Source organism: Streptomyces sp. NPDC045899, assembly GCF_056431485.1.
This window is the reverse complement of the sequence record NZ_JBWKKP010000004.1, coordinates 374,295-401,245: the sequence shown is the minus strand read 5'-3', so window position 1 is coordinate 401,245 and position 26,951 is coordinate 374,295. Positions and strand designations below refer to the sequence as shown.

Sequence of the window (26,951 nt, the reverse complement as noted above, 5' to 3'; positions counted from 1 at the left end):
ATGCGTCCCACGTCCGACCGGTCCGGCGCCTCCGCCACCGGGCGTCTGCTGGTGGTGAGCGCCGGGATGGGCGCGGGACACGACGCGGTGGCGGCGGAGCTGGTGCGCAGGCTGGAGGCGATGGGCCACCGGGCGGACCGGGTCGATGTGCTGGATCTGCTGCCCGCCGGGGTGGGGGCGGGACTGCGGTCCTTCTACCGGACGACGATCCGCCGTGCCCCGGCGCTGTACGCGGGCATCTACCGGGCGTTCTTCCGCCCGGGCCCGGGTCCGCGTCCGGGCACCGCTCCCCTGGCCGGACTCGCCGAGGGCAGTCTGCTGAACACCGTGGAACGGCTGCGGCCTGACACGGTGGTCCCGGTGTTCCACCTCGCCGCCCAGCTCACCGGGCGGCTGCGGCAGCGCGGTGCGCTGACCGTGCCGAGCGCCGTCGTGGTCACCGACTTCTCGGTGCACCGGCAATGGCTGCACCCCGGCAACGACCGGTACCTGTGCGTCTCCGCCGAGGCCGCGGAGACCGTGCGGCGGACGCTGGGGCGTCCGGCCACGGCCACCGGCCCGGTGGTGGCGGCGCGGTTCTCCGCACCCGCGCCGGGCGCCGACGACTGGCGGCGGCGGTTCACCGCCCGGGCGCCCGGGCAGCCCCCGGTGCTGTTGTCGGTGGGCGCGTGGGGCGCCGGTTCCCGGGTGGCGGAGACGGCGCGGCTGTTGTACGGCGGCGGCTATCTGCCGGTGGTGCTGTGCGGCCGGGACGAGCGGCTGCGCCGCGGTCTCGCACGGTGGCCCGAGGTGCTGGCGCTGGGCTGGGAGCCGGATATGCCGGGGCTGCTGGCGGCCTCCCGGGCCCTGGTGGACAACGCCGCCGGACAGACCGCGCTGGAGGCGCTGGCGGCGGGGGTGCCGGTGGTGGGCTACCGCCCGATCCCGGGGCACGGCCGGGAAGGTGTCCGCAGGATGGCCGCCCTGGGATTGTCCGACCACGCGAGGGACTCATGGGACCTGCTCCGGCTGCTGGATGTGCTCACCGTGCCGTCCGGGACACGTGAGCGCCGGATCGCGGCGGGGCGGGAGCTGTTCGCGGACGACGCCGCGGCCCGGCTCGCCGAGACGGTGCGGAACGCGGCGGCGCCGCGCTGAACGGGGCGCCGGGCGCGGTGAGACCGGGCGGGAGAAGGTGGACCGTGTGGCCTTCGACGGGTTCCGGACCGCCGAAGCCTGCCGGATCCACCCTCTCCCGGGCCGCTCCGCGCCGATCGCCGGCACCGCGGACCACGTCGGCCCGACCCGTCCGGATCCGCGAGCGCGCCGTCGCCAACACCGCTGCCCGTGGGTGGCGGTGGGGTGGCGGCGCGGCCGTGGTGGGGGGCGGGACCATGTGGTACGCCGGTGCCGAACCGGCGCGACACCGGGCCGTCAGCTCGTGGCCGCGGCCTCGTACAGGCCACGGCCGGAGCGCTGGGCCCGGTCCGTCGAACGCAGCCGCTCGAGGGTGTTGCGCACCGAGTTGACGTTGGTCCGCGTCTCGTCGCGGCCCAGCGCCTCGTTGACCTCGGAGGCGCGCATCGGGCGACCGGCCTTGCGCAGGGCGGCGAGCACGTTGTCCGAGAGCCCGGTGGCGCGCTCCGAACCGGTGCCGGACTCCTTGGCCTTCTCGGCGGCCTTCGCCACGGGCTTGGCGGCCTTGGTGGCGGTCTTGGGCGCCTTGGCGGCCTTCACCGCGGCGGCCTTGGTGGCCTTCGGGGCCTTGGCCACGGCCTTCTTGGTGGCCTTCTTGGCGGTGGCGGTCTTCTTGGCCGCGGTCTTGGTGGCCCGGCCGGTGGCCGGCTTGGCCTTGCCCCTGCTGCGCTGACGGCCGATGGCCGCCTTGCGCGTGGCGGCGGGGGCCTCCTCGGTGGCCTCGTCCGCGGCCGCGTCACCGGTGGCGGGCTCGGTGACCGAAGCCGCCACGGCCACCGCGGTCGCCGCCTCCCGCGGGGACACCGCTCCGGTGGAAAGCAGCTGAAGGCTGCTCAGCGCGGTGCTGACCGCTTCCAGCCGCTTGGTGACGGCGTCCAAATCGTCCTTGAGGGCCTGCTGTTGCTTCTGGAGCTCCGGGAGTTCCGCCTCCAATGCCTCGATGGTGGATCCGACACTGCTGTCCGCGCTCAACGCGTGCGCCATCATTCGTCCCCTTTCTGGGCCTCTGGGCCCATCGCAGCTGCGATTATGCCTGCTATCAGAAGTGTGCGGTGCCCGGTGTGCAACGACGCAAAACAACTGGAGGGGTCCGGATCCCTCGTGAGAGGCCAACTTCTGGTGAAGAACCGGTCCTCGGACACCATGTGCGGGCCCCGGATGTCATCCGGAAGAGTGGCGCCACAAACACGATGACGAGACGTCAGAACTCCTGATGGTGGCCTTGGTTGCATGGCGCGCACGGTCCCGTGCGAAGCACCCGGCACCCCGTCCCACCCGCTGATTAATCGATGTGCGCAGTCACACTTCCTGTGTATCTTAGCTTTCTGCCTAGGGCCTCTAGGTTTTTTTGCCGGGTGAGCACGATGAGCAACACGGAGGTGGCACATGGTCCGTGCCGGTCTGACGACCGAGCGCGTGGTGCGGGCGGCAGCGGATCTGGCGGACATCGTCGGACTGGACAGCGTCACGATGTCCGCGCTCGCGCGGAGTTTCGGCGTCAAGGACGCGAGTCTCTACTCGCACATCAAGAACGTGTCGGAGCTGCGGGAGCGGATCGCACTGCTGGCCGCGGAGGAGATCGCGGACCGCTTCGGGGCGGCCGTGGCGGGCCGTTCGGGCAAGGACGCCCTGGTGGCGTTCGCCGACGCCTACCGCGCCTACGCGCTGGAGCGCCCCGGCCGGTACGCCGCCACCCAGCTCCGGATCGATCCCGCCCTGGCCGCCGAATCGGCGGGCGCACGGCGCAAGATCGACCTCACGTACTCGATGCTGCGGGGCTACGGGCTGGCGGAGCCCGATCTCACCGACGCGGTACGGCTGCTGCGCAGCACCTTCCACGGCTTCGTCAGCCTCGAGGCCGGTGGTGGCTTCGGACACCCCCGTGACCTCGGAGCGTCCTGGGAACGGTCCGTCGAGGCCCTGCACATCGCACTGGAGAACTGGCCCGCCTCAGGGTCCCGAACGAGCGGAAGGCGACGCACCTCATGAGCACGCACACCACCGGCGAACCCACCACCGGCACCCTGCGGGTGCCCGGCGCGACCCTCCACCACGAGGTGCGCGGCAGCGGTCCGGTGCTGCTGCTGATACCCGGCGGATCCGCGGACGCGGCCCTCTTCGACGCGGTGGCACCGGTCTTCACCGACCGCTTCACGGTGGTCTCCTACGACCCGCGCGGGATGTCGCGCAGCCCGCTCGACGGCCCGCCGGAGGACCAGCGGGTGGAGCGGCACGGCGAGGACGCGTACCGCCTGCTCCAGGAGGTGGCGCCGGACGGCGCACCGGCCTGTGTGTTCGGCACCAGCTCCGGCGCCATCGCCGCGCTGGACCTGCTGGCCCGCCATCCGGAGCGGCTGCGGCGGGTGGTGGCCCATGAGCCGCCGCTGGTGGAGCTGCTGCCGGACGCCGAGCGCCATCGTGCGCTCTTCGCCGAGGTGCACGCGGCGTACCGCAGGGAGGGCGTCGCGGCGGCGATGGCCACGATGAGCGCCGGGACCGGTGGCGGGGAGCGGGAGAGCGAGCGGCCGACGGCCGGGGAAGGGGCGCAGAGCCCGCCGGCGGACGAATTGCCGCCGCATCTGGCCCCCATGCTCAGCCGGATGTACGCCAACACGCCGTACTTCCTGGAGCACATCCTGCGCCAGTTCACCTCCCACGTACCGGATGTGGCAGCCCTGGGGAGCGTGGCGGACCGGCTGGTCCTGGCCGCGGGCCGGGAGTCCCGCGGTCAGCTCCTGCGGCGGCCCGCCGCACTGCTCGCGGAGCGCTTCGGGAGTGCGGTGGCGGAGTTCCCCGGCGGCCATGTGGGCCTCGCCGAACACCCGGCGGAGTTCGCCGAGGTGCTCTCCGCGACGCTGGACTGAGACGCGTACCGGCACCGCCGGTTCCGCGGGGTGGTAGAAACGACCTACCCGTACCAGGCGAGGGGACGACGATGAAGCGGCGCTGCGCGGTGCTCGACGACTACCAGGACGTGGCGCTGTCGATGGCCGACTGGTCGGAGCTGCGCGACGCGGTGGACGTGGTGGTGCACCGCCGGCCCATCGCCGGTCAGGACGCGCTGGTCGAGGCGGTCGGGGACTGCGAGATCGTGGTCATCATGCGGGAGCGCACCTTTTTCCCCGCCGAGGTGTTCGCCCGGCTGCCACGGCTGAGGCTGCTCGTCACCACGGGGATGCGCAATGCCGCAGTGGACCTGGCGGCGGCCGCCCGGCACGGGGTCACCGTCTGCGGCACGGCGAGCAGTTCGGACCCGGCCGTCGAGCTGACCTGGGCGCTGATCCTCGGTCTCGTCCGCCATGTGGTTCCCGAGAGCACCGCGCTGCGCGACGGCGGTCCGTGGCAGAGCACCGTCGGCACCGATCTGCACGGCAGCCGTCTCGGGCTGCTCGGTCTGGGGAAGATCGGCGCCAGAGTGGCGCGCATCGGGCAGGCGTTCGGCATGGAGGTGGCCGCCTGGAGCCAGAACCTCACGGCGGAGCGGGCGGACACCGAAGGCGTCCGGCTCGCCTCCTCCCTGGAGGAGTTGCTCGGGACCAGCGATGTCCTCTCGGTGCACCTGGTGCTCGGCGACCGCAGCCGGGGACTGCTGGGCGCGGCCGAGCTGCGGCGGATGCGGCCCAGCGCGTTCCTCGTCAACACCTCGCGCGCGGCGATCGTGGACCAGCGGGCGCTCGCCGACGCCCTGCGGGGCGGATGGATCGCGGGCGCGGGCCTCGATGTGTTCGAGGAGGAGCCGCTGGCCCCCGACCACCCCTACCGTTCGCTTCCGAACCTGCTGGCCACCCCTCATCTGGGCTATGTCACTCGGAACAACTACCAGCGGTACTTCACCGAGGCGGTCGAGGACATCCGCGCCTTCCTCGCGGGCGATCCGGTCCGGGAGCTCATCGCGCGGTAGGCCGCTCGCCCCGGCGAGACGTCGCGGACACGCCCTGGGTCGCCGGACGGTCCGCGGTCGCGTGCTGACACGCGGCCAGGGCGTGCGCCGCGTCGCGGGTGGCCGGGTACAGCTCGCGGTAGAGGCGGTAGAGCTCGTCGTACGTACCCGCCGTCGCCGGATCGGGTTCCACGGTGTGCGCGACCGGGTTCCACACGGCGATGTCCGCCGCCTCCACCCGGCCCGTCCCGACCGCCGCGAGGAACGCGTCCCCGTAGGCCGCTCCCATGGTGTACCGGGGGACGTCCTGCGCCCGACCGGTCACATCGGAGACGATGCGGGTCCACGGCTCCCGGGCGCCGCCGCCCACGGCGGTCACCCGCCGGATGTCCCCGCCCGCCGCCTCCATGACGGACAGGTTGTGCCGCACCCCGAAGGCGGTGGCCTCCAGCGCCGCGCGGTAGAGGTGTCCCCGGCCGTGGCGCAGGGTCAGCCCGAGGACGAGTCCGCGGGCATCGGGGTCGAAGAGCGGTGTCCGCTCACCCGCGAAGTACGGAAGCATCAGCAGCCCTTCGGCACCGGGGGCGACGGCCGCTGCCTCGGCCACGAGCGTGTCGTAGTCGGTGCCGGTGAGGTCACGCAGCCAGCCGGTGACGGCGCCGGAGGTGGCCATGCCCGCCGCCAGGCAGTAGGTGTCCGGGAAGACGCCCCGGGTGGACCACAGGCGGGGATCGGGGGCGGCCTCGTCGACCACGTCGACCAGGAACATCGTGCTGCCGTACATCAGCATCAGATCGCCGGGCGCGATGGCCCCGGCCGCGGTGGCCTCGGCCCAGGCGTCGACGGTGCCCGCGATCACGGGGGTGCCCGCGGGGATGCCGGTGGCGCGCTGGGCCCACGGGGTCACCTCTCCGACCACCTCCGCCGGCCACACCAGACGCGGCCATGCGAGACCGGGCGCGATCTCCTCGCACCACTCCTCGATCCAGCCGCCGTTCCGCAGGTCGTACAGCGGGGTGCACTGGCTGGCCGAGTGGTGATCGAGGACGTACGCCCCGGTGAGCCGGTGCACCAGATACGAACTGGCCATGAACCAGCGGCGGGTGCGGGCGAAGACCCCGGGCTCCCGCTCCCGTACCCAGGCCAGTTTGGGCCCGATGGCCTGGCTGGTCAGCGGTGAGCCGCAGCGCTCGAGCACCCGCCGTTCGCCGTACCGCTCCCGCTGGGCGGCGATCTGCTCGCCCGCACGGGTGTCCACGCCGTACAGGATCGCCGGGCGCAGCGGGGTGGCATCGGCGTCGGCGGGCAGCAGACAGGGACCGATCCCGCTGACGCCCACCGCGCCGATCGGCTCCCCGGCCGGGGCCGCGGCGAGCAGTTCGGCGCTGAGCTCCGTCAGCTCGCGCCACCACACGGTCATGGCGTCGTGTTCGGCCCAGCCGGGCCGGGGGGTGGCGGTGGTGTGCTCCCGGGACGCCTGGGCGAGCAGCGTGCCGTCGGTTGTGACCAGGACGCCCTTCGAGCCTGAGGTGCCGATGTCGATGCCGAGCAGCAGGGTCATATCGTTCCCTGGGCCTCTCGTCGAGCCGGATCGTCTTCCTGGTCACCAGGGTGCCCCGGCGGCGCCGGGGCCGTCAGTCCTCCACGGGGGATGTCCCGACGGGATGACCGGCTCCAGGGGCTGCCGATCGTTGCTCTTCGTCACATGGAGGCCACCGATTCCGTTTCACCCCCGGTGGTTCCGGAGAGGCGTGAGGGCACGGACAAGCCCCATCGGCCCGCAGAACACACCGGTGCACGGCCCCCGCCGGGCACCGCGGACGGAGGGAACGTGGCTCAGAGCACATCGGGGAACACCGCGCCGGATGACGATGCGTCAACCCGGCGCAGCGCCGGGTGGACCGGTGACGGCGCGGACCGTACCCGGGCGGCCTCGCCCACCCGGCGCGGACTGCTCACGGCGACGGCGGCGGCCGGTCTCGGCCTGGTCGCCGGATGCGGGGAGCAGGGCCGGACGGCCGGCTCGGACGCATCCGCGAAGGGTTCGGCGTCCGCCCGGCCGTCCACGTCCCCCGGGCGCTCCAGAGGGACCACCCGTCCTCCGTCGGGGTCCGGCCGCGGGGCACCGGGCGGCCGCCCGGCCAAGCGCCGCCCCGAACTGCCTCGTGGCGGCCGGGAGCTGTCGCGGTACCGGCTGGTGGGCTACTGCGGGCTCCCCGGCGCGGCGGCGCTCGGCCGTCTGGGCACCGGGGATCTCGACGACCGGGTGGCCGAGATCGAGAAGACCGCGCGCTCGTACGCCGCGGGCCGGGAGCCGCAGCCCGTGCTGGAGCTCCTCGCCACCGTGGCCAACAGCGGCGCGGGCCCCGACGGCACCTACCGTTCGCGCACACCCGCCGCCACGATCCGCCGCTTCCACCAGGCCGCCCGGCGCCATCGCGCCCTGCTGCTGTTGAACATCCAGCCGGGCCGGGCCTCCGCGCTGGACGAGGTGAAGGCCCTGCGCCGCTGGCTCGTCCACCCCGATGTCGGGATAGCCCTGGACCCGGAGTGGGACATGGGTCCCGGTGAGGTGCCGGGCGACACCTACGGCCACACCAGCGGCAAGGAACTCACCGAGGTGGCGCGCTATCTGTCGAAGCTGGTGGACGAGCACGATCTGCCGCAGAAGCCGCTGGTCTACCACCAGGTGGCGGTGTCCGTGGTGCACGACCAGTCGGCGCTGCGTCCGCAGCCCGGGGTGGTGATGATCAAGAGCGCGGACGGGATCGGATCGCCGGGGATGAAGCGGAGCACCTGGCGCAAGCTGGTCAAGGACCAGCCGGAGGGCGTGCGCACCGGGTTCAAGCTCTTCTACGACGAGGACGCCGAGGGCAGCCGGCTGATGACCCCCAAGGAGGTGCTCGCCCTCCGTCCGCGGCCGGACTACATCATGTACGAGTGAACCGCGGCACGGACGAGTGGACCGCGGCCCCGAACGGGCCCGCCCCCGCCGCCCGGAGCGTTCCGGGCGGCGGGGGCGGGACGGGGGTGGGGAGACGGACAGGGAGTCGGTGGATCAGGTGCGCGGCGCCGCCTGCACCGTGAGCGGTTCCGGGGCCGGGGTGTCCTGGGAGCCGGGCCGGGTGAACCGCATGGTGATGCCGGCGCCCGCGTAGAGCACCGCCACCACCAGCAGCAGGGCCTGGTAGCCCGTGACGAGGGCCAGGTACTCCAGGGCGCCGCCGGTGAGGGCGCCCAGCAGATTGGCCCCGAAGGCGGCCGTGGGATCGGAGGCCGCGGCCAGCCGGTCGGAGAAGATGAGGTTGGCGCAGAAGATCGGTGCGAAGGCCAGGGCGATCGCGGCGGCGAGACGCCCCGCGAACGGCAGTCCGAGCACCAGATCGGTCGGGATCAGCCAGGCGATGGCGAGAGTGGCGAAGAGCAGGAGTTGCAGCGCGAGCTGGTTGAGCCTGCGCATCCTGCGCCGCACTTCCACCGCGCAGAGCACGGCGACCAGCACTCCTGCGAACACCATGGCGTTGACCAGCCAGGTGGTCCCGAAGTAGAGCGCGAAGCCGATGACGTTCTTGGTCTCGAGGAGCATGAAAGCGGCCCCGAGCAGGAACATGTCGGCGTAGGCCGCGGTGCGCCGGATGCGCACACCGGTCATCCGCACCGACACCAGGGTCACCAGCAGGATCGCGCCCAGCACACCGATGTAGAGGCTGGGGATGGTGCGGTGCAGCAGATAGGGGAAGGGGTGGTCGTCGGTGGCGGCGCTGGGCACCTTGCCGGAGGGCTGCCATGTGGAGCTGGAGCAGGACTGGTCGCGCGTGGTGACACCCGCCACCATGATCGCGGCCCGCTTGTTGCCGTAGTGGGTGATACAGGGCGCGTGGCCGAAGACCGAGGTGAGGGTCGATCCGAACCGGTCGATCAGCCAGTTCTGCCGGTAGTAGTTGTACATGGCGAACGCGCCGCCGGGGGCGAGGTGGTCGTGAGCCGCCTCGAACGCCTGACGGGTGAACAGATAGCTCTCCAGACGCAGGTTGCTGGCGCCGGAGACCAGGGTCAGGGAGTCCGGGAGGGCGAGCACGATCAGGTCGTAGCGGGTCTTCGTCTGCTCCAGGAAGGCCCGGCCGTCGTTGATGTGGACGTGCACCCGGGGGTTGTCGTACGGACGGGCCGGATGCAGCGAGGCACCGATCTCCTGAAGCCGGGGGTCGATCTCCACGGCGTCCACCCGCTTGGCGCCGTGGGCGAGGGCGAGGGCGACGTCATTGCCGTTGCCCGCCCCGATGACCAGGACGTTGCGGTGGGAGTTGCGCGGTGTCTCACGGTAGGGCTGGTCGTACGGTGAGCCCGGTTTGGTCAGCGCCTTCAACGGCGCGATGCTCTGGTGCGGCACACCGTTGGCGGAGATGTTGTAGTCGCGGGCGGTCGAGGTCGAGCGTTTGGTCTCGATCTTGTAGTAGGGGGACCAGGAGATACCGCTCGCCACGGACTCCAGGGCGAGAACCGCCACCATCACCCCGAGCGGGATCGTGTACCGGATGGTGTTACGGCGCCCGCCCAGGACGAGCAGGGCCACCGCGGCGATCACTCCCCAGACCACCGACGGCGCGCGCAGCCAGGACAGCAGCGCGAAGGACACCGACCCGGTGAGCGAACCCAGCAGGTCGAAGCGGTACGCCTCCAGCGACGGCAGACGGCGGAACTGGTCCGCCGTCATCTTCCCGATCGCCATCATGATGAGCGCGGTCAGTCCGAACAGGACGGGCAGCGTCACCCACTGGGGCAGTCCGGTGGTTTTCACGGCCGTGAAGTAGATGACCTCACCGCTGCTCTGCCGCACCTGGACGGGGAACTCCCGCACCAGGACGACCAGGACGGCCAGGGGAATGGGCGCCCAGCGGGTGAGCCACTGCCCACGGCCGGCGGGGATGAGGAATCCCAGGCCGATCCCGAGGAACGAGCCCAAGAGGATGAAGTTCGAGAAATAGCTCAGATGGACGATATTGGCGCCGGTCCACCGGATCAGCGCCAGCTCGACGAAGAGCATGGTGGCGCTGGCCAGCAGCAGCCTCGCGCGCACGTTTTGCGGTCCAGGGCTGTGCTCCATGTCGGCACACGCTGTCATCCGAGGCGGGGCAGGTCGAGCACCCGCACGAGCCGTGCCGTAGGCCGGACGGCGGCCCCGGGGAACACCGGAGTTACGCCACCGGGGCGTACGGCCTATGCACCGCCGACACCTCGTCACATCGCCGTCGGCATCCGCCACGTCCATGGTTTGCGCAGGTCAACGCCTTGAGATGGACACGGGAACACCTGGTGCGCACCCCTGGGAGGGCACACCGGCACGAGGCGTCGACAGTCGCGGGACCCCACGCCGCCGTACGGCGTTCGTGTGACCCCCGGCGCGGCATCCGTCACCTGATGAGCGCAATCGCCACCGAGCTCCACCGGAATTTAACACCGCCATAGTTACTTGTCACGCGCTCTGCGATGAGAACGGCGCCCACACCTGCCATGACTTCCCCCCGCATCAGGCATGGAAGACACCATTACGGTGGCGCCACCATGGCATCAACCGAGATCACATCGCTGTAACAGTGGATTGGCTAGTTTTAACATTGCTCTTGATATTTTGAACGGAGACACCGACGCTGAGTGCGGTCCGGGAGCCACCCCGGACCGTCCGGACGGCCACCGCGGCCGTCGGACGTCCTAGGCAAGGAGGCACCCGTGGGTTCCGCACCGTCCCCCACCCACACCGGGCCATCGTCGGCGACGTTCCTCGACCGCATCGGCATACCCCGGCCACTGGCCTGGGGGTTCCTCGGCCTGTTGCTGTTCATGATCGGCGACGGGGTCGAATCCGGCTATCTGTCGCCGTTCCTCGTCCGCGGCGGCCTGTCCACCCAGCAGGTCGCCGTGCTGCTGTCCGCCTACGGCATCACCGCCGCCGTCGCGGCGTGGTCCTCCGGGGCCCTGTCGGAGCTGTGGGGTCCGCGCCGGGTGATGTGGGCGGGCCTGGGCATCTGGGCCGTGTGCGAGGTGCTGTTCCTCGTCTTCGGCGTGATGACGTTCAGCTACCCGGTGATGGTGGCCACCTACATGCTGCGCGGATTCGGCTATCCGCTCTTCGCCTTCGGCTTCCTGGTCTGGATCACCACCGCCACCCCGCGGCGGCGCCTGGGAACCGCCGTCGGCTGGTTCTGGTTCGCCTTCACCGGTGGGCTGCCCACCCTGGGCTCGCTGTTCGCCAAGGCCACCATCCCGGTGGTGGGCGAGTACCTCACCCTCTGGCTGTCGCTCGTGCTCGTCGTGGCCGGAGGGCTGCTGACGCTGCTGTGCGTCCGTGAGCCGCACGGCGATCTGCGGGTGGCCGAGGGCCGCCCGGTCGCCACCCTCCTCAAGAGCGTCACCATCATCTGGCAGCAGCCGAAGATCGGGATCGGGGGTGTGGTGCGGGCCATCAACACCGCTCCCGAGTTCGGGTTCCTGGTCTTCCTCCCGCTCTTCTTCACCGACACCGTCGGACTGTCGATGAGCTCCTGGCTCACCGTCCTCAGCGCGATGTTCATGAGCAACATCGTCTGGAACCTGCTGTTCGGGGTGATCGGCGACCGGCTCGGCTGGCGGCGGACCATCGCGTACTGCGGTGGTCTGGGCTGCGCGGCCAGCACCCTGCTGCTGTACTACGTCCCGTTGGCCGCGGGCGCCGAGGTGTGGGTGGCCGTGGCCGTGGGTGTCGTCTACGGCGCCACGCTCGCCGGATACGTACCGCTGTCCGCGCTGATGCCCTCGCTCTCCCCCGAGCACAAGGGCGCCGCGATGTCCGTGCTCAACCTCGGAGCGGGGCTGAGCACCTTCATCGGACCGGCCGTCGTGGGGCTGGCGATCGGGCCCCTGGGCGTCGGTGGCGTCATGTGGATCTTCGCGGGTCTCTACGTGGTCAGCGCGGTGCTCACCCTCTTCCTGCGGCTGCCCGACGACGATCCCGCGGCGACCGCCGGGAAGGCCGGGGCGGAGGTCACAGAGCCGGCACCGTCCTCCCTGGTCAGTGCGGCTGGGCCGTCGGACGCACCAGGATCTCGTTGATCGCGGCGTGCGGGGGCTGGGTGACCATGAAGGTGATCGACCGGGCGATGTCCTCGGCCCGGAGCCACAGCTCCCGCGGCATACCGCGGGCCACGGCCCCGGTGGTGCTGTCGGCCGTCATCTCGGTGGCGGTCATACCGGGTTCGATCAGCCCCACCCGCACACCCCGCGCGGTCACCTCCTGCCGCAGGCCCTCGCTGAACGCGACCACCGCGTGTTTGGTGGCCGAGTAGACGGCGTTGTGGGCCCGCGCGACCCGGCCGGCCACCGAACTCACGGTCACCAGGTCGGCCACTCCGCGCGGGCCCTCCTCCGCCGCCCGCAGCAGATGCGGCAGCGCCTTCTGCGCGGTGTGCAGCACCGCCCTGACATTGAGGTCGATCATCCGCTCCCAGTTCTCGGGGTCGCCGTCCTCGATGTCCCCGGCGGCCACGAAACCCACGCTGTTCACCAGCACGTCCAGCCGCCCGAACCGCTCCGCGGCGTCCTCGACCGCCTGCCGGGCCTGCGCCGGGTCCCGCAGATCGGCGGTGAGTGCCACACAGGAGCGGCCCTGCTCCCGGATCCCGGACGCCAGTTCCTCGAGCCGGTCGGTACGGCGGGCGACCAGCGCCAGATCGGCGCCCTGCCGGGCCAGCGACCGGGCGGTGGCCGCCCCTATCCCGCTGGAGGCGCCGGTCACCAGCACGGCGCACCCCGCCAGCGGGGTGTCCACACCCCGGTCGTTCCCCGTCCTCGTCTCCGTCACCCTGGCTCCCTGCTCGTGCGGACGATCATCTGCCGTACGCATGCTCGCACCCTCCGCGCGTCCGCATCCACGGCAGGGGTCCGGTACCCCGATCCCGGTCCCGGATCGCCCCCGTTGCTCCCATCGGACCACGCCCGGCAGACCCGTCCGAGCAGTACGGAAAGCACACGACCGGCGTATGACAGTAGGCCGTTGGGGTCGCGCTGCTGTCCAGCCTGAGCACCCTGTCGCCATGTCACGGCGACCATCGTTGGCTGAGGCACCGCACCACCGGGTCCGGCGCACGACCCCCGAGTCCACCCCGTCCGCCCCACTCGCCCAGGGAGCCGCGTTCATGCCCCAGTACTTCCGTGACTCACCCGAGTCCCTCGTTCCCGACGCGCTCGCGGGCTTCGCCGCCGCACACGCCGACCTCGTCGCCTACCACCCCGACCACGGCTACCTCCGCGCCCGCCACCCCGCGCCCACCCGCCGGGTGGGCCTGGTGTCCGGGGGCGGCTCCGGCCATGAGCCACTGCACTCCGGCTTCCTCGGCATGGGGATGCTGGACGCCTCCTGCCCCGGCCGGATCTTCGCCTCCCCGCACAACCGGCAGATCTTCGAGGCCAGCCGTGCCGTGGCCGGGCCCGGCGGTGTCCTGCACATCGTCAAGAACTACACCGGCGACCGCATCAACTTCGGTATCGCCGCCGAACGCCTCCACCACGAGGGGGTCGCCTGTGCCCGCGTCCTGATCGACGACGACCTCGCCACCGACTCCGACGACATCGCGGTCGGCCGCCGCGGCACCGGGGCCACCCTGCTCGTCGAGAAGATCCTCGGCGCCGCCGCCGACGAGGGGCGCGGACTGGACGAACTGGCGGCCCTCGGCACCGAGCTGACCGGCCGGGCCCGCAGCCTCGCCGTGGCCGCGGCCGCGCACACCGCGCCCGCCTCCGGTGCCCCGGCCTTCGGCCTGCCCGAAGGCGTCCTGGAATTCGGGGTGGGCATCCACGGTGAACGCGCCGAGGGCACCACCCCGCACGCACCGCTCGGCAAGCTGGTGGAGACCATGACCGACCAGCTGCTGGCCGCGCTCCCCGACGGCTCCCGCTCCCGGGTGCTCGCGCTCTGCAACGGACTGGGCTCGATCACCTCGCTGGAGCTGTACGGGATCCGCCACGCCCTCGCCAAGGCCCTGGACACCCGGGACGTCGCCCTGGACCGCTCGTTGACCGGCACCTTCGTCAGCGCCCTGGACATGCGCGGCTTCTCCCTGACCCTGCTCGCCTCCGACGCCGAGACACTGCGGCTGTGGGACGCCCCCGCCCGCACCCCGGCCTGGCCGCTGTGAGGTCCGCGCGCCACGGTGCGAACGAGAGGTCCGCACGGTGACGCCACCTCAGCGTGCCCAGCCCCGCCCCACGCCACGACCGCCCCGAGGAGCCCCACCATGTCCGACCGACCCGGTTCGAACGCCCTGACCCGTGACAGCGTCGCGGCGTGGCTGACCAGCTTCGCCGCCTCCGTACGCTCCGTCGAACCCGAGCTCACCGCCCTCGACCAGCAGGCGGGCGACGGTGACTTCGGCGCCAACCTGACCACCGGGATGGACGGGGTGCGGCGCGCCCTCGACGCCCTGACGGCCGTTCCCCGGTCCGACGGCGACAGCCCGGCCGCACCGCTCGCCGCCGCCGCGCGTGTCTTCCTCGACGATGTCGGCGGCACCAGCGGGCCGTTGTTCGGACTGCTCTTCCAGGAGCTCGCCGACGCGCTGTACGACGCCTCCCCCGCGCTACCCGCCACCGCCGCACTGGCCACCGGTACCGCGGCCGGGGTGGCCGCGATCCAGCGCGTCGGGGAGGCCGACGTGGGCGACAAGACGATGGTGGACGCCCTCCTCCCGGCCGCGAAGGCACTCGCCGAATGCCCGCCCACCGCCGACCCGGCGGCCGCCCTCCACCTGGCCGCGGTCGCCGCCCACCGGGGTGCCCTGTCCACCAGCGGGCTGCGCGCCCGGCGCGGCCGCGCCAGTTACACCGGCGACCACTCGCGCGGGGTCCCCGATCCCGGGGCGCTGGCCGTGGCGTTGCTGTTCGCCTCCGCGAACGAGGAGGTCACCGTGCTGGACCGGCTGCCGGAACACTGAATCCGCATGGGTCGGGCCGAACCGGGCATGCGCAGGGGACGCGTTGACGTCTCCACCGAAAGTGCCCGGGAACCACATGCCACAGGACACCACCGCCCGAGTGACCCCACCACCGGCCGCGACCCGGCCCACGGGCGGTGAAGCGTCCGGATCCAGAACCCGCGACCCGTACTTCGACAACGCGAAGTACCTCACGATCGTGCTGGTGGCCTGTGGCCACGCATGGGAACCGCTCACCTACGACAGCCGCGCCGCCACCGCGGTCTATCTCATGGTGTACGCCTTCCACATGCCCGCCTTCGCGCTGATATCGGGCTACTTCTCTCGCAACTTCGACCTCGCGCCCGGCCGGGCCCGGCGGCTCATCAGCAGTGTGGTGGTGCCGTACCTCGTCTTCGAGGCCGCGTACACCCTCTTCTCCCGGTGGGTGCTGGACAACCCGGGCGAGCCGTTCAGCCTGCTGGACCCCTGGTACGTGATGTGGTTCCTGGCCGCGCTGTTCATCTGGCGGCTGACCACCCCGCTGTGGCTGGCGCTGCGTCATCCGGTGCCGATCTCGCTGGCGGTGGCCGCGGCGGCCTCGATCTCACCGGACTCCGGCGGCGATCTGTCGCTCCAGCGGGTGCTGGCGTTCCTCCCGTTCTTCGTGGCCGGGCTCACGCTGCGGCCGGCACACTTCACACGGCTGCGCACCCGGCGGGCCCGGCTGGCATCGCTGCCGTTCATCGCCTTCGTGCTGAGCGCCGCCTACGCCGCCGCGCCGTGGTTGGACGCGGAGTGGTTCTACCACCGCAAGAGCGTCACCGGCCTGGACGTCCCGCGCTGGGCGGGACTGCTCACCACACCCGCGCTGTTCCTGCTGGCGCTCGGCCTGACGGCCTGTTTCCTGGCCTGGGTACCGGGGCGGGCGATGTGGTTCACCACGCTGGGCACGGGGACGATCTACGGCTATCTGCTGCACGGCTTCATCATCAAGTCCTCCCGCTTCTGGGGCTGGTACGACCACGCGTGGGTGCACACCCCGCTGGGCGAGCTGATGGTGACCGTGGCCGCGGTGACCATGATCTCCGTCCTGTGCACCGCCCCGGTGCGGAGGGTCTTCCGTCCCCTGGTCGAACCACGGGTGGACTGGGCCTTCCGGCCCCTGCGGAAGTAGGCCGGGCGAAGGGGGACCTGCCATCCGCCGGGGGCCGGTGGATGGCGGGCCGCCGGTCCCCGCCCCGGCCCCCGCGGGCTCCCTCACAGTCCGTGGCGGCGGTCCCCCAGCACCGCCGAGCACACCTCACGTTCCAGCTCGGCCGAGAACGGGTCCCGCCGCGCGGCCACCGCGCACCGGGTCTCCTCGGCCACCAGATCGGCGTTGATGGCCGTGGCGGCCCGGACACCCGAGGCGATGGCACCGGCCACCTTCTCCAGCGGATCGGCCACGTTGCCCGCCACCCACACCCCCGGGACGGCGGTGGCGCCCGTCGGGTCCGCCTCGATCCGGCGGGCGGTCTCCTGGCCCGCCACCTCCTGACCGACCGTCACCAGTCCGAGGGAGGCGAGGACGTCGGCGCGGGCGGCGAAGTACGGGGCGACGACCAGGGTGCGGCAGGCGATCACCTGCCCCTCCGCGAGGCGGACCCCGGAGAGGCCGCCCCCTGCCGTCTCCAGCGCGGCCACCGTGCCGACCACCACGGCGATGCCCCGTGCGGCGAGCTGTTCGTACTCCTGCTCCCCCGGCTCGGGTCCGGTGTGCGTGAAGAGGGTGACGCGGTCGCTCCACTGGCGCCAGAGCAGTGCCTGGGCCACCGCCTGGGGGCCGGTGGCCAGCACCCCGATCGCCTGGTCACGGACCTCCCAGCCGTGGCAGTACGGGCAGTGCAGCACATCGGTGCCCCACAGCTCGGCCAGGCCGGGCAGCGCGGGCAGTCGGTCGACCAGCCCCGTGGTCACCAGCAGCCGTGCGGCGCGGACCGCGCCGCCGTCGGCGAGGGTGACGTGGAGACCGCCGTCCGCGCCACGTTCCGCCGCCACCACGGTGCCGTCCACGATCTCGCCGCCGTAGCCGCGGACCTCGTCGCGGCCGGTGGCCAGCAGGGCCGCGGGCGGTGTGCCCTCGTTCCCCAGGAGCCCGTGAATCCCCTCCGCGGGGGCGTTGCGCGGCTCGCCGGCGTCGACGACCAGCACCGAGCGCCGTGCCCGGCCCAGGGTGAGCGCCCCGCTCAGTCCGGCGGCGCCACCGCCGACCACCACGACGTCGTAACGCCGCTCGGCGGGTGCACGGTCCGGGTCCGCCGGGTGTGCTGTGTATCCGTTCATACGCGGTACCTCCGTTCGTGGAAGCAGCGTGCGCACTGACGCCACCACTTGACAAACACCTTTGCCGAGGCGGCAAATGGAGGGCATGGCCGACGATGACCTCGCCGATGTGCTGACCGCGGTGGGCCCGCGGCTGCGCGCGCTGCGGCGGACCCGTGACTTCACCCTGGCCCGGCTCAGCGAGACGACCGGGATCTCGCTGAGCACCCTCTCGCGACTGGAGTCGGGGCAGCGCAAACCGACCCTGGAGCTGCTGCTGCCGCTGGCCAAGGCCTACGGGGTGGCGCTGGACGAGCTGGTCGGGGCACCCGCCACGGGCGATCCGCGGGTGCATCCGCGGCCCTTCACCCGCAACGGCCAGACGATCGTGCCGCTCACCCGCTATCTGGGCGGGCTCAACGCCTACAAACTGATCCTGCCGCCCCGGCCGCCCGCCGAGCGCGGACGGCCCGAGCAGCGGGTCCACGAAGGCTACGAGTGGATGTACGTGCTCTCCGGCCGGCTGTGGCTGACGCTGGGCGAACACGACCTGGTGCTCACCTCCGGCGAGGCCGCCGAGTTCGACACCCGGACCCCGCACGGCTTCGGCAACGCGGGGGACCGGCCGGTGGAGTTCCTGTCCCTCTTCGGGGCGCAGGGCGAGCGGATGCACGTCAGGGCCCGCCCCACCGCCACCTGACCGGTGCCACCGCACGCTGCCCGGATGCTCAGCCCGACGGTTCGTCGGGGACCGGCTGTTCCGGGTGGACACCCCCGGTCTGGGGCCTCCCCCGGCGCCCGCTCCCGGACTCGTCCAGGTCGGGTACGTCCTCGGCGTGGTCCGGCGCCGGGTCCACGCCCTCCACGTCCAGCGGATCGGGCCCTTCCTGAGCCTGCTGATCGGGCAGGTCCCGCGGAATGGCGCGGCTGTCGTCTCCGGGCTCCTCGCGCCTGCGGTCCTCGTTCACGGTGCCGCTCCTCTCCTCGGCGTGTGCACGGGCATACCAGGGCCCGTACCCAGCACATCCGGACCGATGCACGCCCGCGCCTCCACGGTGGCCGGCCACCCGGCCGGGGGCGGCCTCCCGTGGCGAGTGCCCGGCCGGGAGGCGTCCATGCGGGGTCAGCCGTGCCGGGCGAAAGCGGCGCTGACCGCCTCCCGGTCCGCGCCCCCGGCCAGCAGCAGCCGGAGCAGCACGCGCGCCTTGTACGGATCGAGCAGTCCGCCGTCGATCAGACCGCGGCGCCGCAGATCGGTTTCCGAACCCACCGCGCCGTAGGTGTGGCGCAGCACCGAGCCGCTGCCGGAGCGCGAGGTCAGCACCACGGGGACGCGCTCGGCCAGTGCGCCCAGCGCCGGGGCGAGGGTGCCCGGTACGTGACCGACGCCGAACCCGGCGACGACCAGGCCCTGATGGGTGTCGGCGAGCCCGTCGAGCAGCACACCGTCGTCGTCGAGTGACACCGTGTACAGCGCCACCCGGGGCGTGTCGCCCTCCTGCGCGGCGGCCGGGACGGGCCGGGGAGCGTGGCGCGGCGGTGTGGTGAGCACGCGGACCCGGCCCTCGATGACATGGCCGAGGGGCCCGGTGTTCGGCGAGGCGAAGGTGGCCGTGCTGGTGCTGTGGGTCTTGCGGACCCAACGCGCGGCGTGGATCTCGTCGTTGAAGACCACCAGCGTTCCCAGGCCACGGGCCTCGGGGGCGGCGGCGACACGAGCGGCGGCGAGCAGATTGGCCGGGCCGTCGGCGCCCGCGAGGGTCGGATTGCGCATGGCTCCGGTGAACACCAGCGGTGCCTCGTGGGCCCAGACCAGATCGGCGAGATAGGCCGTCTCCTCCAGGGTGTCGGTTCCCTGGGTGACCACCACGCCCTCCGCCCCCGCGGCCACCGCGGACGACGCGGCCCCGACGACGGCGAGCAGTTGAGGAAACGTCAGATGGGCGCTGGGGACGGCGTGGGTGTCCCGTACCTCCAGCGGTACGCCGAGGTCGGCGAGGCCGGGTACCGCCGCGGTGAGGTCGGCGCCGGTCAGCCGGGCCACCACACCGGCTCCGCCGTGCCCGGCCATGGCGATGGTGCCCCCGAGGGTGAACAGTGCGATGCTCATGCGCCGACTACATCAGGAGCGGTCGGCTGCGGGGAAGTCCCGGACAGGGATGCCCCCGAGGGGAAGCCGCCGCCGCTTCCGGCCGCGCGCTCGGGGCGGGCGGGGCCGGAAGCGGCAGGGGGGCGGTGTCAGCCGAGGGTGGTGAGCGCCGTGGTGGCGATCTCGTGGTCCTGCTCGGGCGCGCCGCCACCCACCCCGAGGGCTCCGATCAGCCGGTCGCCGCGCCGTACCGGCACCCCGCCGGCGATGAAGAGCAGCGGGCGGTCGAGGGCGGTGGGCAGGGTGTGGAACGGTCCGCCGGGCTGGACCGCGTCGACGAGGTCCGCGGTGGGGGCGTTCAGCTGGAGGGCGGTGAACGCCTTGCGGGTGCTGGTCTCACCCGCGATCAGTACGGCCCGGTCATCACGCCGGAAGGCGAGCGGATGACCGCCCGCGTCCAGGACGCTGATGGCGGCCGTCACCCCGGCCGCCTCGGCGGCGGCGCGGGCGGCGTCGAGCAGGGCCTCGGCGTCCTGGGTGGTCAGCGGGGCGACGGCGGTCTCGGTGGCGCTCATGAGCGGTGTACTCCTCTGGTGGTGCGAAGGGGTGGTGGTGCGAAGGGGTGGAACGGGGAGAGTCGGGCGAACGGAGGGACGGTGCGGCAGGGCCGCGGGGTCAGCCGTGGTCGGCGGCGGCGTGGACCGGCTCGGGGGCCGATGTCGCGGCGGGGACCTCGGCGGCGGGCAGGTGGTGAGCCGCACGGCGCTCCAGCGCGCTGGAGAGCACCGCGAGTGCCAGGGCGGAGGCGGCGAGGGCGGCGCCGACCCAGTTCGGGGCGGTGTAGCCGAGCCCGGCCGAGATCACCAGGCCGCCCAGCCAGGCCGAGAGCGCGTTGCCCAGGTTGAAGGCGCCGATGTTGACGGCGGAGGCGAGGGTGGGGGCACCCGCCGCCTGGTCCAGCACCCGCTTCTGCAGCGGGGGGACGGTGGCGAAGCCGAGCGCGCCGACCAGGGCGATGGTGACGGCGGCCGCGACCTTGTGGTGGGCGGTGACCGTGAACAGCGCGAGGACCAGCGCCAGGGCGCCCAGCGACACGTACAGCATCGGCATCAGGGCTCGGTCGGCGAACCTGCCGCCGACCAGGTTGCCGCCGACCATGCCGAGGCCGAAGAGGACCAGCAGCCAGGTGACGGAGGAGTCGGCGAATCCGGCGACCTCGGTCATCATCGGCGCGATGTAGGTGATCGCGGCGAAGACACCGCCGAAGCCGAGGACCGTCATCGCCATGGCGAGCAGCACCTGCACATTGCGGAAGGCGGCCAGCTCATGGCGGAGGTGCACACCCTCCGGCCTGGGGATCTCGGGGACCAGCCGGGCGATGCCCGCGAGGCCGATCACACCGAGGGCGGCGACGAGATAGAAGGTGGTCCGCCAGCCCAGGGACTGGCCGATGGAGGTGCCCAGCGGTACGCCGACGACGTTGGCGACGGTCAGGCCGGTGAACATCATCGAGATGGCTCCGGCCTTCTTCTCGGGGGCGACCAGGTCGGCCGCGACCACCGATCCGATACCGAAGAACGCGCCGTGGGCGAAGGAGGCGACGATCCGCCCGGCGGCCATTACCCCGAAGGCCGGGGCGGCGGCGGAGAGCACATTGCCCACGATGAACAGGCCCATCAGCAGCATCAGCATGCGCTTGCGGGAGATCTTGGTGCCGAGCGCGGTCATCAACGGCGCCCCGGCCACCACGCCGAGCGCGTAGCCGGTCACCAGGAAACCGGCGGTGGGGATGGAAACACCGAAGTCACCGGCGACCTCGGGCAGCAAGCCCATGATCACGAACTCGGTGGTTCCGATCCCGAAGGCCCCGATGGCCAGGGCCAGCAGTGCGATGGGCATGTGGGTTCACTCCAAGCGATTGCATCTGCCTCTTACGTGCGTCGACAATACTTGCGCGAGAAATTAATTGCAAGCGCGCTATATTGCTAGTGCCGTGTATCACAACCCCGCTCATCCCGCGCGCGGCCCGTCCTCCCCGACCCGCCCATCGACCCCATCAGCGCAGCCCGCAGCCGCATCAGCCCGGAGGCACCCATGACCACCTCGGAGATCTCCCAGACCGGAGACCCGGCGCCGGAGACGCCGGACGTCCTCAGCCGCCAGGACGACGGCGAGGGCGGCCACCTCCGGATGAAGCAGGTCGCCGGGGCCGGACTGCGGCTGCTCGGCCAGGCACGTCCGACCTACGAGGCCGCCCTGTGCGCGGCGCTCGACCTGGCCCGCCGCGATCCCCTGCTGGAACCGCTGGTGGCAGCGGTTCCAGGAGCCGCTCGGCACGACCGGCCAAAGTCACTCTGAACACAACCGGCACACCACTCGTATCAACTGCCGGGTCGAGCCTCGTCCGTTGCGGACGAAGAGCACCCCCTGACAGGAGGTCATGAGTTGAGCCACAAACGCGTACCGAAGCGCAAGGTCGTCTTCGCGGGGGCCGGGGCGGCCGCCGTCGTGGCGGCGGCGATCCTGCTGCCGAACGCCAACGCCTCGCAGGACGGCGACCAGACCGACCTCCAGCCCAAGAAGGTCAACGCGGCCTCCGCGGCGGACATCGCCTCGCAGTTGGCGTCCCAGCTGGGCGAGGCCTTCGCCGGTGCCTACTACGACAAGGACAAGCAGCAGGTCATCGTCAATGTCATCGGGGACGGCAACGATGTGGACGTGGAGGTGAAGAAGGCCGGGGCGGTGGCCAGAAGCGTCAAGAACAGCACCGCCGACCTCAAGTCCGCCGCGAAGACGCTGAAGACGAAGGCGACCATCCCCGGCACCGCGTGGTCCGTCGATCCCAAGACCAACGAGATCCGGGTCACCGCGGACCGCACCGTCACCGGCACGAGGTGGGACAAGCTGGAGTCCACCGTCGACTCGCTGGGCGAGGGTGTGGCCACCATCACGAAGTCCAAGGGCCGGTTCAAGCCCTTCGCCGAGGGTGGTGACGCCATCTTCGGCGGCGGCTCGCGCTGTTCGCTCGGGTTCAACGTCACCACCGACAGCGGCGCACCCGGTTTCATCACCGCCGGTCACTGCGGTGTCGCCGCCCAGGAGTGGTCGGACTCCCAGAACGGTGCCCCGATCGGCACCGTGCAGGACGCCACTTTCCCCGGTGACGGCGACTTCGCGCTGGTCACCTATGACGACCCCAACACCGAGGCGCCCAGCACGGTCAACACCGGTGACGGCAACACGGTGAACATCGCCAAGGCGGCCGACGCCACGGTGGGCCAGCAGGTGACCCGGATGGGCAGCACCACCGGGCTCAACGACGGTTCGGTCACCGGCCTGGACGCCACCGTCAACTACCCGGAGGGCACGGTCAGCGGGCTCATCCAGACCGATGTGTGCGCCGAACCCGGCGACAGCGGTGGCCCCCTGTTCAGCCAGGACGGCAGTGCGATCGGTCTGACCTCGGGCGGCAGCGGCGACTGCACCTCCGGTGGCGAGACCTTCTTCCAGCCGGTGACCACCGCGCTGACCGCGGTCGGCGCCACCATCGGTGACGGCGGTGGCGCGGCCGGAGGCGACGACGGTGGCGCGGCGGACGACCAGGGCGGTGCCGCCGGTGACGGTGGCGCGGCCGACGGCCAGGAAGGCGCCGGGCAGGGTGCGGCCGGTGCGGAGCAGGGCGGCGCGGCCGACAACGGCTGATCCCCGCACACCCGGTCACACCGACCGTCACACCACGGGTGTCCCGCGCCGTCACCGCGGGACATCCGGACCGCACCGGCCCGGCCGTCGTTCCGCCCCGGAAAACCGGCCGGGCCGCCGTCGAGTCAGCCCGGCAGTCCGGCCCGCACCCGGTCCAGGGTGACCGGCAGGTCCCGGACCCGCACACCCGTGGCGTGGTACACGGCGTTGGCCACCGCGGCGGCCGTGCCGACGATCCCCAGCTCGCCCACGCCCTTGGTGCCCATCGGATTGAGTTCGTCGTCCTCCTCGTCGAGGCAGTACGCCTCGATGTCCGGCACATCGGCGTGGGCGGCGACGTGGTAGCCCGCCAAATCATGATGGGCGAAGTCGCCGTAGCGCGGATCCATCTCGAGCATCTCGTGCAGGGCCATGGACAGCCCCATGCACATCCCGCCGCGCAACTGGGAGCGCGTGGTACGGGGGTTGATGATGCGTCCCGCCGCGAAGACTCCGAGCAGCCGGTCCACCCGCACCTGGCCGGTGACGGCATCGACCCGTACCGCGGCGAACTGGGCGCCGAACGAGCAGCGGGCGAGGTCCTTCTGCGCGCGGAGGTCCTCTGTGGTGTCCGCGCTCTGTTCCAGCCCCCCGGGCGGCACGGCGCCGGAGGTCTCGTCGAGCCGCTTGGTGAGCGCCCGGCATGCCTTGCTCACTGCCCAGCCCCACGACCCGGTGCCCATGGAGCCCCCCGCCATCGGGGCGTTGCCGTAGACACTGCGGCCGATGTCCAGGGTGACCCGGTCCAGGGGGACGCCGAGTTCATCGGCGGCCACCTGGGTCAGCACGGTGCGCGCGCCGGTGCCGATGTCCGCCGCGGCGATCCGCACCACGAAGCTCCCGTCGGGTTCGGCCCGGGCGGTCGCGGAGGCGGGCATGGTGTAGACGGGGTAGTTGCCCGACGCCACTCCCGTGCCGAGCAGCCATCTCCCCTCCCGGCGGCGGCCGGGGGCCGGGTCACGCCGCCGCCAGTCGAAGCGGGCGGCGCCCTCGCGCAGACACGCCACCAGGTTGCGGCTGCTGAACGGCCGTCCGGACTCGGGGTCCACCGACGGTTCGTTGACCACCCTCAGCTCCACGGGGTCCATGCCCAGCGCATACGACAGTTCGTCCATCGCGCTCTCCAGCGCGAACATCCCCGGCGCCTCACCGGGGGCGCGCATCCAGGACGGGGTGGGCACGTCCAGCTGGGCCAGCCGGTGGATGGTGCGGCGGTGCGGCGCGGCGTACATGATGCGGGTGGAGGCCACCGTCTGCTCGCAGTACTCGGTGAGCCGGGAACTCTGCTGGAGGGCGTTGTGCGAGATGGCGGTGAGCCGGCCGTCCCGCTCCGCGGCGAGTCTGACCCGCTGCACGGTGGGCGTCCGGTAGGACACCATGCTGAACATCTGCTGCCGGGTCACCGCCAGTTTCACCGGGCGGCCGACGGCCCGGGCGGCCAGCGCGGCGAGCACGGTGGGCGGCCGGGGCACCGCCTTGGAGCCGAAGCCGCCGCCGACGTGGTCGGCCACGATCCTTACGCCGCCCGGGGGCAGGCCGAACAGTTCGGCGAGGGTGGCGGCCGTCATCCAGGGGCCCTGGTCGGCGTTGTAGAGGGTGAGCGCGTCACCGTCCCAGACCGCGATGGTGGCGTGCGGTTCCATCGGGGAGGCGTGTTCGGGGGGCGTGGTGTAGGTGGCGTCGACGGTCACCGGCGCGGTGGCGAAGGCGGTGTCCACGTCACCGGTCTCCAGCAGACCGGGGTAGCCCGCGTTCACGGTCTCGGGGACGAAGGCCTCCGGGTCGTCGTCGCGCAGCTGGACGTCGTGGTCCTGCTCGTCGTACTCGACGCGCACCAGCGCCGCGGCCTGGCACGCCGTCTCATAGGTGTCCGCGACGACGGCGGCCACGATCTGGCCGCGGTAGGCGACGTCGGCGGACTGGAGGACGGAGAGCTCGGGATCGTCGGTGGGGTGCAGCCGCTGGACGTTGCCGCTGTCGAGCACGGCCGCCACGCCCGGCAGGGCCAGCGCGGCGCCGGCCTCGACGGCGCGTACCCGGCCGCGCGCCACGGTCGACTGCACCGCCCAGACGTAGAGGGCGTCGCGCACCGGGTACTCGTACGCGTAGAGCGCGGCACCGGTGACCTTGTCGCGCCCTTCGACCCGGGTCACATCGGCGCCCACGGTCCGTTCGAGCGTGGTCATCGTCCTCCCCCTCCGACGAGGTCCAGCACGGTGTCGGCGATGAGGTCCACCGCGAGGTCGATCTTGAACGCGTTGTGCGGCAGCGGCCGCGCGGAGGCGAACTCGGCGCGGGCCGCCTCGCGCAGTGTCTGCGCGGTCGGCCGCCGGCCGAGGAGCCGCCGCTCGGCCTCATGGGCCCGCCAGGGGCGTGGCGCCACCGCGCCGAGCGCCAGCCGGATCTCGCTCAGCGTGCCGTCGGGGCCGGTGGCGGCCACGGCGGCGAGCGACACCAGCGCGAAGGCGTAGGACCAGCGGTCGCGGACCTTGCGGTAGCGCATGGCGGCCCCCGCGGGCGGCGGTGGCAGCTCCACCCCGGTGATCAGCTCCCCGGCCTCGAGCACCGTCTCCCGGTCCGGGGTGTCACCGGGCAGCAGATAGAAGTCGGTCAGCGGCACGGCGCGGGAGTCCCCGTCGGCACGGCGGAGGTGGACGACGGCGTCGAGCGCGGCCATCGGCACCGCCATGTCGGACGGATGCGTGGCCACACAGGCGTCGGAGGTGCCGATGACGGCCAGGTCGCGGTGGCTGCCCTCGAGAGCCGAACACCCGCTCCCGGGCTCCCGTTTGTTGCACGCCTTGGTGACGTCCTGGAAGTACGCGCAGCGGGTGCGCTGGAGCAGGTTGCCGCCGGTGGTGGCCCTGGTCCGCAGCTGTCCGGAGGCCCCGGCGAGCACCGCCTCGGACACCGCGGGGAAGCGTTCGCGGATGCCGCGGTCGCCGGAGAGCTCACTGTTGGACACCAGCGAGCCGATGAGCACACCGCCGTCGGCGCGGTGCTCGATGCGGTCGTAGGGCAGCCCGGTGATGTCGACCAGCAGGGCGGGTTCGGCCACGCCCAGCTTCATCAGGTCCACCAGATTGGTGCCACCGGCCAGGAACATGGCGTCATCGGTGTCGGTGACCAGGGTGGCCGCGGCGTCGGGCGCGGTGGCGCGTTCATAGGCGAAGGGCTTCACCGGACACCGCCCGGCCTCGTGGCACCGCCCGGCGCCGTGGCACCGGCCCTTCTGCCGCCGTTGCCGCCGGAGACCTCGCGGATCGCCGCCACGATGCCCGGATAGGCGCCGCAGCGGCAGAGGTTGCCGCTCATCCGCTCCCGGATCTCGTCGGCGTCCAGGGACGCGGCCCCGGACACACCGGCGGCCACGTCCTCGGTGACATGGCTGGGCCAGCCGCGCGCGGCCTCGGTGAGGGCGCCTACCGCCGAACAGATCTGGCCCGGTGTGCAGTAGCCGCACTGGAAACCGTCGTGGTCGAGGAACGCCTGCTGGAGCGGGTGGAGTTCACCCGTCGCGGCGAGGCCCGCGACCCCTTCGATGGTGGTGACGTCATGACCGGCCGCCGTCACCGCCAGTACCAGGCAGCTGTTGACGCGCTCGCCGTCGAGAAGGACCGTACAGGCTCCGCACTGCCCGTGATCACAGCCCTTCTTGACCCCGGTCAGCGTCAGGTGTTCGCGCAGGGCGTCCAGCAGCGTCACCCGGTTGTCGAGCGTGAGGACCCGGTCATCACCGTTGACACGCAGCGTGAGATCGGTGTGATACGTGTGAGCTGTCACACCCTTCAGACTGGCACCGGGCCCGGGGCCCCGCATC

General features: G+C 72.3%; 24 protein-coding genes. 12 read left to right on the top strand and 12 right to left on the bottom strand.

Annotation, left to right across the window (positions count from 1 at the left end; genetic code table 11):
- Complete coding sequence (locus AC07FT_RS08615; RefSeq protein WP_479175076.1) at window positions 1-1,137, top strand: MGDG synthase family glycosyltransferase; 1,137 nt, start codon at window positions 1-3, stop codon at window positions 1,135-1,137.
- Window positions 1,138-1,413: 276 nt separating this feature from the next.
- Here AC07FT_RS08615 and AC07FT_RS08610 read toward each other — a convergent pair whose 3' ends face one another.
- On the bottom strand, window positions 1,414-2,160 hold the full coding sequence (locus tag AC07FT_RS08610; protein ID WP_479175074.1) for a prephenate dehydrogenase: 747 nt from the start codon (window positions 2,158-2,160) through the stop codon (window positions 1,414-1,416).
- A 402-nt stretch (window positions 2,161-2,562) separates the two neighbouring features.
- Between AC07FT_RS08610 and AC07FT_RS08605 the strand changes: the two genes are divergently transcribed.
- The 3 genes from AC07FT_RS08605 (at window position 2,563) to AC07FT_RS08595 (ending at window position 5,077) form a co-directional block, all read left to right on the top strand.
- Window positions 2,563-3,165 carry a TetR/AcrR family transcriptional regulator gene (locus AC07FT_RS08605; protein ID WP_479175072.1) on the top strand — a complete coding sequence of 201 codons (603 nt, stop codon included), beginning with the start codon at window positions 2,563-2,565 and terminating at the stop codon, window positions 3,163-3,165.
- Window positions 3,162-4,040 (top strand): alpha/beta fold hydrolase, encoded by an 879-nt coding sequence (locus tag AC07FT_RS08600; RefSeq protein ID WP_479175071.1) that lies wholly within the window; start codon window positions 3,162-3,164, stop codon window positions 4,038-4,040. Before AC07FT_RS08605 ends, AC07FT_RS08600 begins: the two co-directional genes overlap by 4 nt.
- Before the next feature lie 71 nt (window positions 4,041-4,111).
- Window positions 4,112-5,077, top strand: coding sequence for a D-2-hydroxyacid dehydrogenase family protein (locus AC07FT_RS08595; RefSeq protein WP_479175069.1), 966 nt, complete (start codon window positions 4,112-4,114; stop codon window positions 5,075-5,077).
- On the opposite strand, the gene AC07FT_RS08590 is transcribed toward AC07FT_RS08595, so the two are convergent.
- A complete protein-coding gene (locus AC07FT_RS08590; protein WP_479175067.1) occupies window positions 5,064-6,617 on the bottom strand; it encodes an FGGY-family carbohydrate kinase in 1,554 nt (517 codons plus the stop codon). The genes AC07FT_RS08595 and AC07FT_RS08590 overlap by 14 nt on opposite strands.
- Window positions 6,618-6,887: 270 nt before the next feature.
- Here AC07FT_RS08590 and AC07FT_RS08585 point away from each other — a divergent pair, with 270 nt between their 5' ends.
- On the top strand, window positions 6,888-8,000 hold the full coding sequence (locus AC07FT_RS08585) for a hypothetical protein (RefSeq protein ID WP_479175065.1): 1,113 nt from the start codon (window positions 6,888-6,890) through the stop codon (window positions 7,998-8,000).
- A 114-nt stretch (window positions 8,001-8,114) separates the two neighbouring features.
- Here the strand turns inward: AC07FT_RS08585 and AC07FT_RS08580 are convergent, their stop codons facing one another.
- Entirely contained in the window at window positions 8,115-10,133 is a 2,019-nt protein-coding gene (locus tag AC07FT_RS08580; RefSeq protein WP_479175064.1) for a spermine/spermidine synthase domain-containing protein, read from the bottom strand.
- Between the two features lie 650 nt (window positions 10,134-10,783).
- Here AC07FT_RS08580 and AC07FT_RS08575 point away from each other — a divergent pair.
- Window positions 10,784-12,142 carry an MFS transporter gene (locus AC07FT_RS08575; protein WP_479175062.1) on the top strand — a complete coding sequence of 453 codons (1,359 nt, stop codon included), beginning with the start codon at window positions 10,784-10,786 and terminating at the stop codon, window positions 12,140-12,142.
- Here AC07FT_RS08575 and AC07FT_RS08570 read toward each other — a convergent pair.
- Window positions 12,102-12,890: an SDR family oxidoreductase gene (locus tag AC07FT_RS08570; RefSeq protein ID WP_471198591.1), complete on the bottom strand. Its 789-nt coding sequence runs from the start codon at window positions 12,888-12,890 to the stop codon at window positions 12,102-12,104. The genes AC07FT_RS08575 and AC07FT_RS08570 overlap by 41 nt on opposite strands.
- A gap of 334 nt (window positions 12,891-13,224) precedes the next feature.
- Here AC07FT_RS08570 and AC07FT_RS08565 point away from each other — a divergent pair, with 334 nt between their 5' ends.
- The 3 genes from AC07FT_RS08565 (at window position 13,225) to AC07FT_RS08555 (ending at window position 16,174) form a co-directional block, all read left to right on the top strand.
- The gene (locus AC07FT_RS08565) at window positions 13,225-14,223 is read left to right on the top strand and encodes a dihydroxyacetone kinase subunit DhaK (RefSeq protein WP_471198594.1); all 999 of its coding nucleotides are present in this window, start codon (window positions 13,225-13,227) and stop codon (window positions 14,221-14,223) included.
- Window positions 14,224-14,322: 99 nt separating this feature from the next.
- Window positions 14,323-15,018, top strand: a complete 696-nt coding sequence (gene dhaL / locus AC07FT_RS08560) for a dihydroxyacetone kinase subunit DhaL (RefSeq protein WP_479175059.1) — start codon at window positions 14,323-14,325, stop codon at window positions 15,016-15,018.
- Window positions 15,019-15,094: 76 nt separating this feature from the next.
- On the top strand, window positions 15,095-16,174 hold the full coding sequence (locus AC07FT_RS08555; RefSeq protein ID WP_479175057.1) for an acyltransferase family protein: 1,080 nt from the start codon (window positions 15,095-15,097) through the stop codon (window positions 16,172-16,174).
- 83 nt (window positions 16,175-16,257) lie between these two features.
- Here the strand turns inward: AC07FT_RS08555 and AC07FT_RS08550 are convergent, their stop codons facing one another.
- The gene (locus tag AC07FT_RS08550) at window positions 16,258-17,322 is read right to left on the bottom strand and encodes an NAD(P)/FAD-dependent oxidoreductase (RefSeq protein WP_479175056.1); all 1,065 of its coding nucleotides are present in this window, start codon (window positions 17,320-17,322) and stop codon (window positions 16,258-16,260) included.
- An 85-nt stretch (window positions 17,323-17,407) separates the two neighbouring features.
- Here AC07FT_RS08550 and AC07FT_RS08545 point away from each other — a divergent pair, with 85 nt between their 5' ends.
- The gene (locus tag AC07FT_RS08545) at window positions 17,408-18,001 is read left to right on the top strand and encodes a helix-turn-helix domain-containing protein (RefSeq protein WP_471198611.1); all 594 of its coding nucleotides are present in this window, start codon (window positions 17,408-17,410) and stop codon (window positions 17,999-18,001) included.
- A 28-nt stretch (window positions 18,002-18,029) separates the two neighbouring features.
- On the opposite strand, the gene AC07FT_RS08540 is transcribed toward AC07FT_RS08545, so the two are convergent.
- The 4 genes from AC07FT_RS08540 to AC07FT_RS08525 all read right to left on the bottom strand — a co-directional run bounded on the left by AC07FT_RS08540 (window position 18,030) and on the right by AC07FT_RS08525 (window position 21,289).
- Window positions 18,030-18,269, bottom strand: coding sequence for a hypothetical protein (locus AC07FT_RS08540; RefSeq protein ID WP_479175054.1), 240 nt, complete (start codon window positions 18,267-18,269; stop codon window positions 18,030-18,032).
- 155 nt (window positions 18,270-18,424) lie between these two features.
- Window positions 18,425-19,411 carry an asparaginase gene (locus AC07FT_RS08535; RefSeq protein WP_479175053.1) on the bottom strand — a complete coding sequence of 329 codons (987 nt, stop codon included), beginning with the start codon at window positions 19,409-19,411 and terminating at the stop codon, window positions 18,425-18,427.
- A gap of 128 nt (window positions 19,412-19,539) precedes the next feature.
- A complete protein-coding gene (locus tag AC07FT_RS08530) occupies window positions 19,540-19,965 on the bottom strand; it encodes a GlcG/HbpS family heme-binding protein (RefSeq protein WP_479175052.1) in 426 nt (141 codons plus the stop codon).
- Window positions 19,966-20,065: 100 nt separating this feature from the next.
- Window positions 20,066-21,289 carry an MFS transporter gene (locus tag AC07FT_RS08525; RefSeq protein WP_479175050.1) on the bottom strand — a complete coding sequence of 408 codons (1,224 nt, stop codon included), beginning with the start codon at window positions 21,287-21,289 and terminating at the stop codon, window positions 20,066-20,068.
- Between the two features lie 195 nt (window positions 21,290-21,484).
- Here AC07FT_RS08525 and AC07FT_RS08520 point away from each other — a divergent pair, with 195 nt between their 5' ends.
- On the top strand, window positions 21,485-21,748 hold the full coding sequence (locus AC07FT_RS08520; protein WP_479175049.1) for a hypothetical protein: 264 nt from the start codon (window positions 21,485-21,487) through the stop codon (window positions 21,746-21,748).
- 87 nt (window positions 21,749-21,835) lie between these two features.
- Window positions 21,836-23,092 (top strand): S1 family peptidase, encoded by a 1,257-nt coding sequence (locus AC07FT_RS08515; protein WP_479175048.1) that lies wholly within the window; start codon window positions 21,836-21,838, stop codon window positions 23,090-23,092.
- 125 nt (window positions 23,093-23,217) lie between these two features.
- Here AC07FT_RS08515 and AC07FT_RS08510 read toward each other — a convergent pair whose 3' ends face one another.
- From AC07FT_RS08510 to AC07FT_RS08500, 3 genes are read right to left on the bottom strand one after another with little or no spacing between them, the layout of a single operon-like run.
- On the bottom strand, window positions 23,218-25,317 hold the full coding sequence (locus AC07FT_RS08510; RefSeq protein WP_479175046.1) for a xanthine dehydrogenase family protein molybdopterin-binding subunit: 2,100 nt from the start codon (window positions 25,315-25,317) through the stop codon (window positions 23,218-23,220).
- Window positions 25,314-26,312, bottom strand: coding sequence for an FAD binding domain-containing protein (locus AC07FT_RS08505; protein ID WP_471198634.1), 999 nt, complete (start codon window positions 26,310-26,312; stop codon window positions 25,314-25,316). The genes AC07FT_RS08510 and AC07FT_RS08505 overlap by 4 nt, the downstream gene beginning before the upstream one ends.
- Window positions 26,309-26,950 (bottom strand): 2Fe-2S iron-sulfur cluster-binding protein, encoded by a 642-nt coding sequence (locus tag AC07FT_RS08500; protein WP_479175221.1) that lies wholly within the window; start codon window positions 26,948-26,950, stop codon window positions 26,309-26,311. Before AC07FT_RS08500 ends, AC07FT_RS08505 begins: the two co-directional genes overlap by 4 nt.
- Window position 26,951 lies beyond the last annotated feature (1 nt).

What these genes read in the sequence shown, in the direction of transcription:
- AC07FT_RS08615 (WP_479175076.1), top strand. Translation starts at nt 1, where the DNA reads ATGCGTCCCACGTCCGACCGGTCCGGCGCCTCCGCCACCGGGCGTCTG.
- AC07FT_RS08610 (WP_479175074.1), bottom strand. Translation starts at nt 2,160, where the DNA reads ATGGCGCACGCGTTGAGCGCGGACAGCAGTGTCGGATCCACCATCGAG.
- AC07FT_RS08605 (WP_479175072.1), top strand. Translation starts at nt 2,563, where the DNA reads ATGGTCCGTGCCGGTCTGACGACCGAGCGCGTGGTGCGGGCGGCAGCG.
- AC07FT_RS08600 (WP_479175071.1), top strand. Translation starts at nt 3,162, where the DNA reads ATGAGCACGCACACCACCGGCGAACCCACCACCGGCACCCTGCGGGTG.
- AC07FT_RS08595 (WP_479175069.1), top strand. Translation starts at nt 4,112, where the DNA reads ATGAAGCGGCGCTGCGCGGTGCTCGACGACTACCAGGACGTGGCGCTG.
- AC07FT_RS08590 (WP_479175067.1), bottom strand. Translation starts at nt 6,617, where the DNA reads ATGACCCTGCTGCTCGGCATCGACATCGGCACCTCAGGCTCGAAGGGC.
- AC07FT_RS08565 (WP_471198594.1), top strand. Translation starts at nt 13,225, where the DNA reads ATGCCCCAGTACTTCCGTGACTCACCCGAGTCCCTCGTTCCCGACGCG.
- dhaL (WP_479175059.1), top strand. Translation starts at nt 14,323, where the DNA reads ATGTCCGACCGACCCGGTTCGAACGCCCTGACCCGTGACAGCGTCGCG.
- AC07FT_RS08555 (WP_479175057.1), top strand. Translation starts at nt 15,095, where the DNA reads ATGCCACAGGACACCACCGCCCGAGTGACCCCACCACCGGCCGCGACC.
- AC07FT_RS08550 (WP_479175056.1), bottom strand. Translation starts at nt 17,322, where the DNA reads ATGAACGGATACACAGCACACCCGGCGGACCCGGACCGTGCACCCGCC.
- AC07FT_RS08545 (WP_471198611.1), top strand. Translation starts at nt 17,408, where the DNA reads ATGGCCGACGATGACCTCGCCGATGTGCTGACCGCGGTGGGCCCGCGG.
- AC07FT_RS08535 (WP_479175053.1), bottom strand. Translation starts at nt 19,411, where the DNA reads ATGAGCATCGCACTGTTCACCCTCGGGGGCACCATCGCCATGGCCGGG.
- AC07FT_RS08530 (WP_479175052.1), bottom strand. Translation starts at nt 19,965, where the DNA reads ATGAGCGCCACCGAGACCGCCGTCGCCCCGCTGACCACCCAGGACGCC.
- AC07FT_RS08525 (WP_479175050.1), bottom strand. Translation starts at nt 21,289, where the DNA reads ATGCCCATCGCACTGCTGGCCCTGGCCATCGGGGCCTTCGGGATCGGA.
- AC07FT_RS08520 (WP_479175049.1), top strand. Translation starts at nt 21,485, where the DNA reads ATGACCACCTCGGAGATCTCCCAGACCGGAGACCCGGCGCCGGAGACG.
- AC07FT_RS08510 (WP_479175046.1), bottom strand. Translation starts at nt 25,317, where the DNA reads ATGACCACGCTCGAACGGACCGTGGGCGCCGATGTGACCCGGGTCGAA.
- AC07FT_RS08500 (WP_479175221.1), bottom strand. Translation starts at nt 26,950, where the DNA reads ATGCGGGGCCCCGGGCCCGGTGCCAGTCTGAAGGGTGTGACAGCTCAC.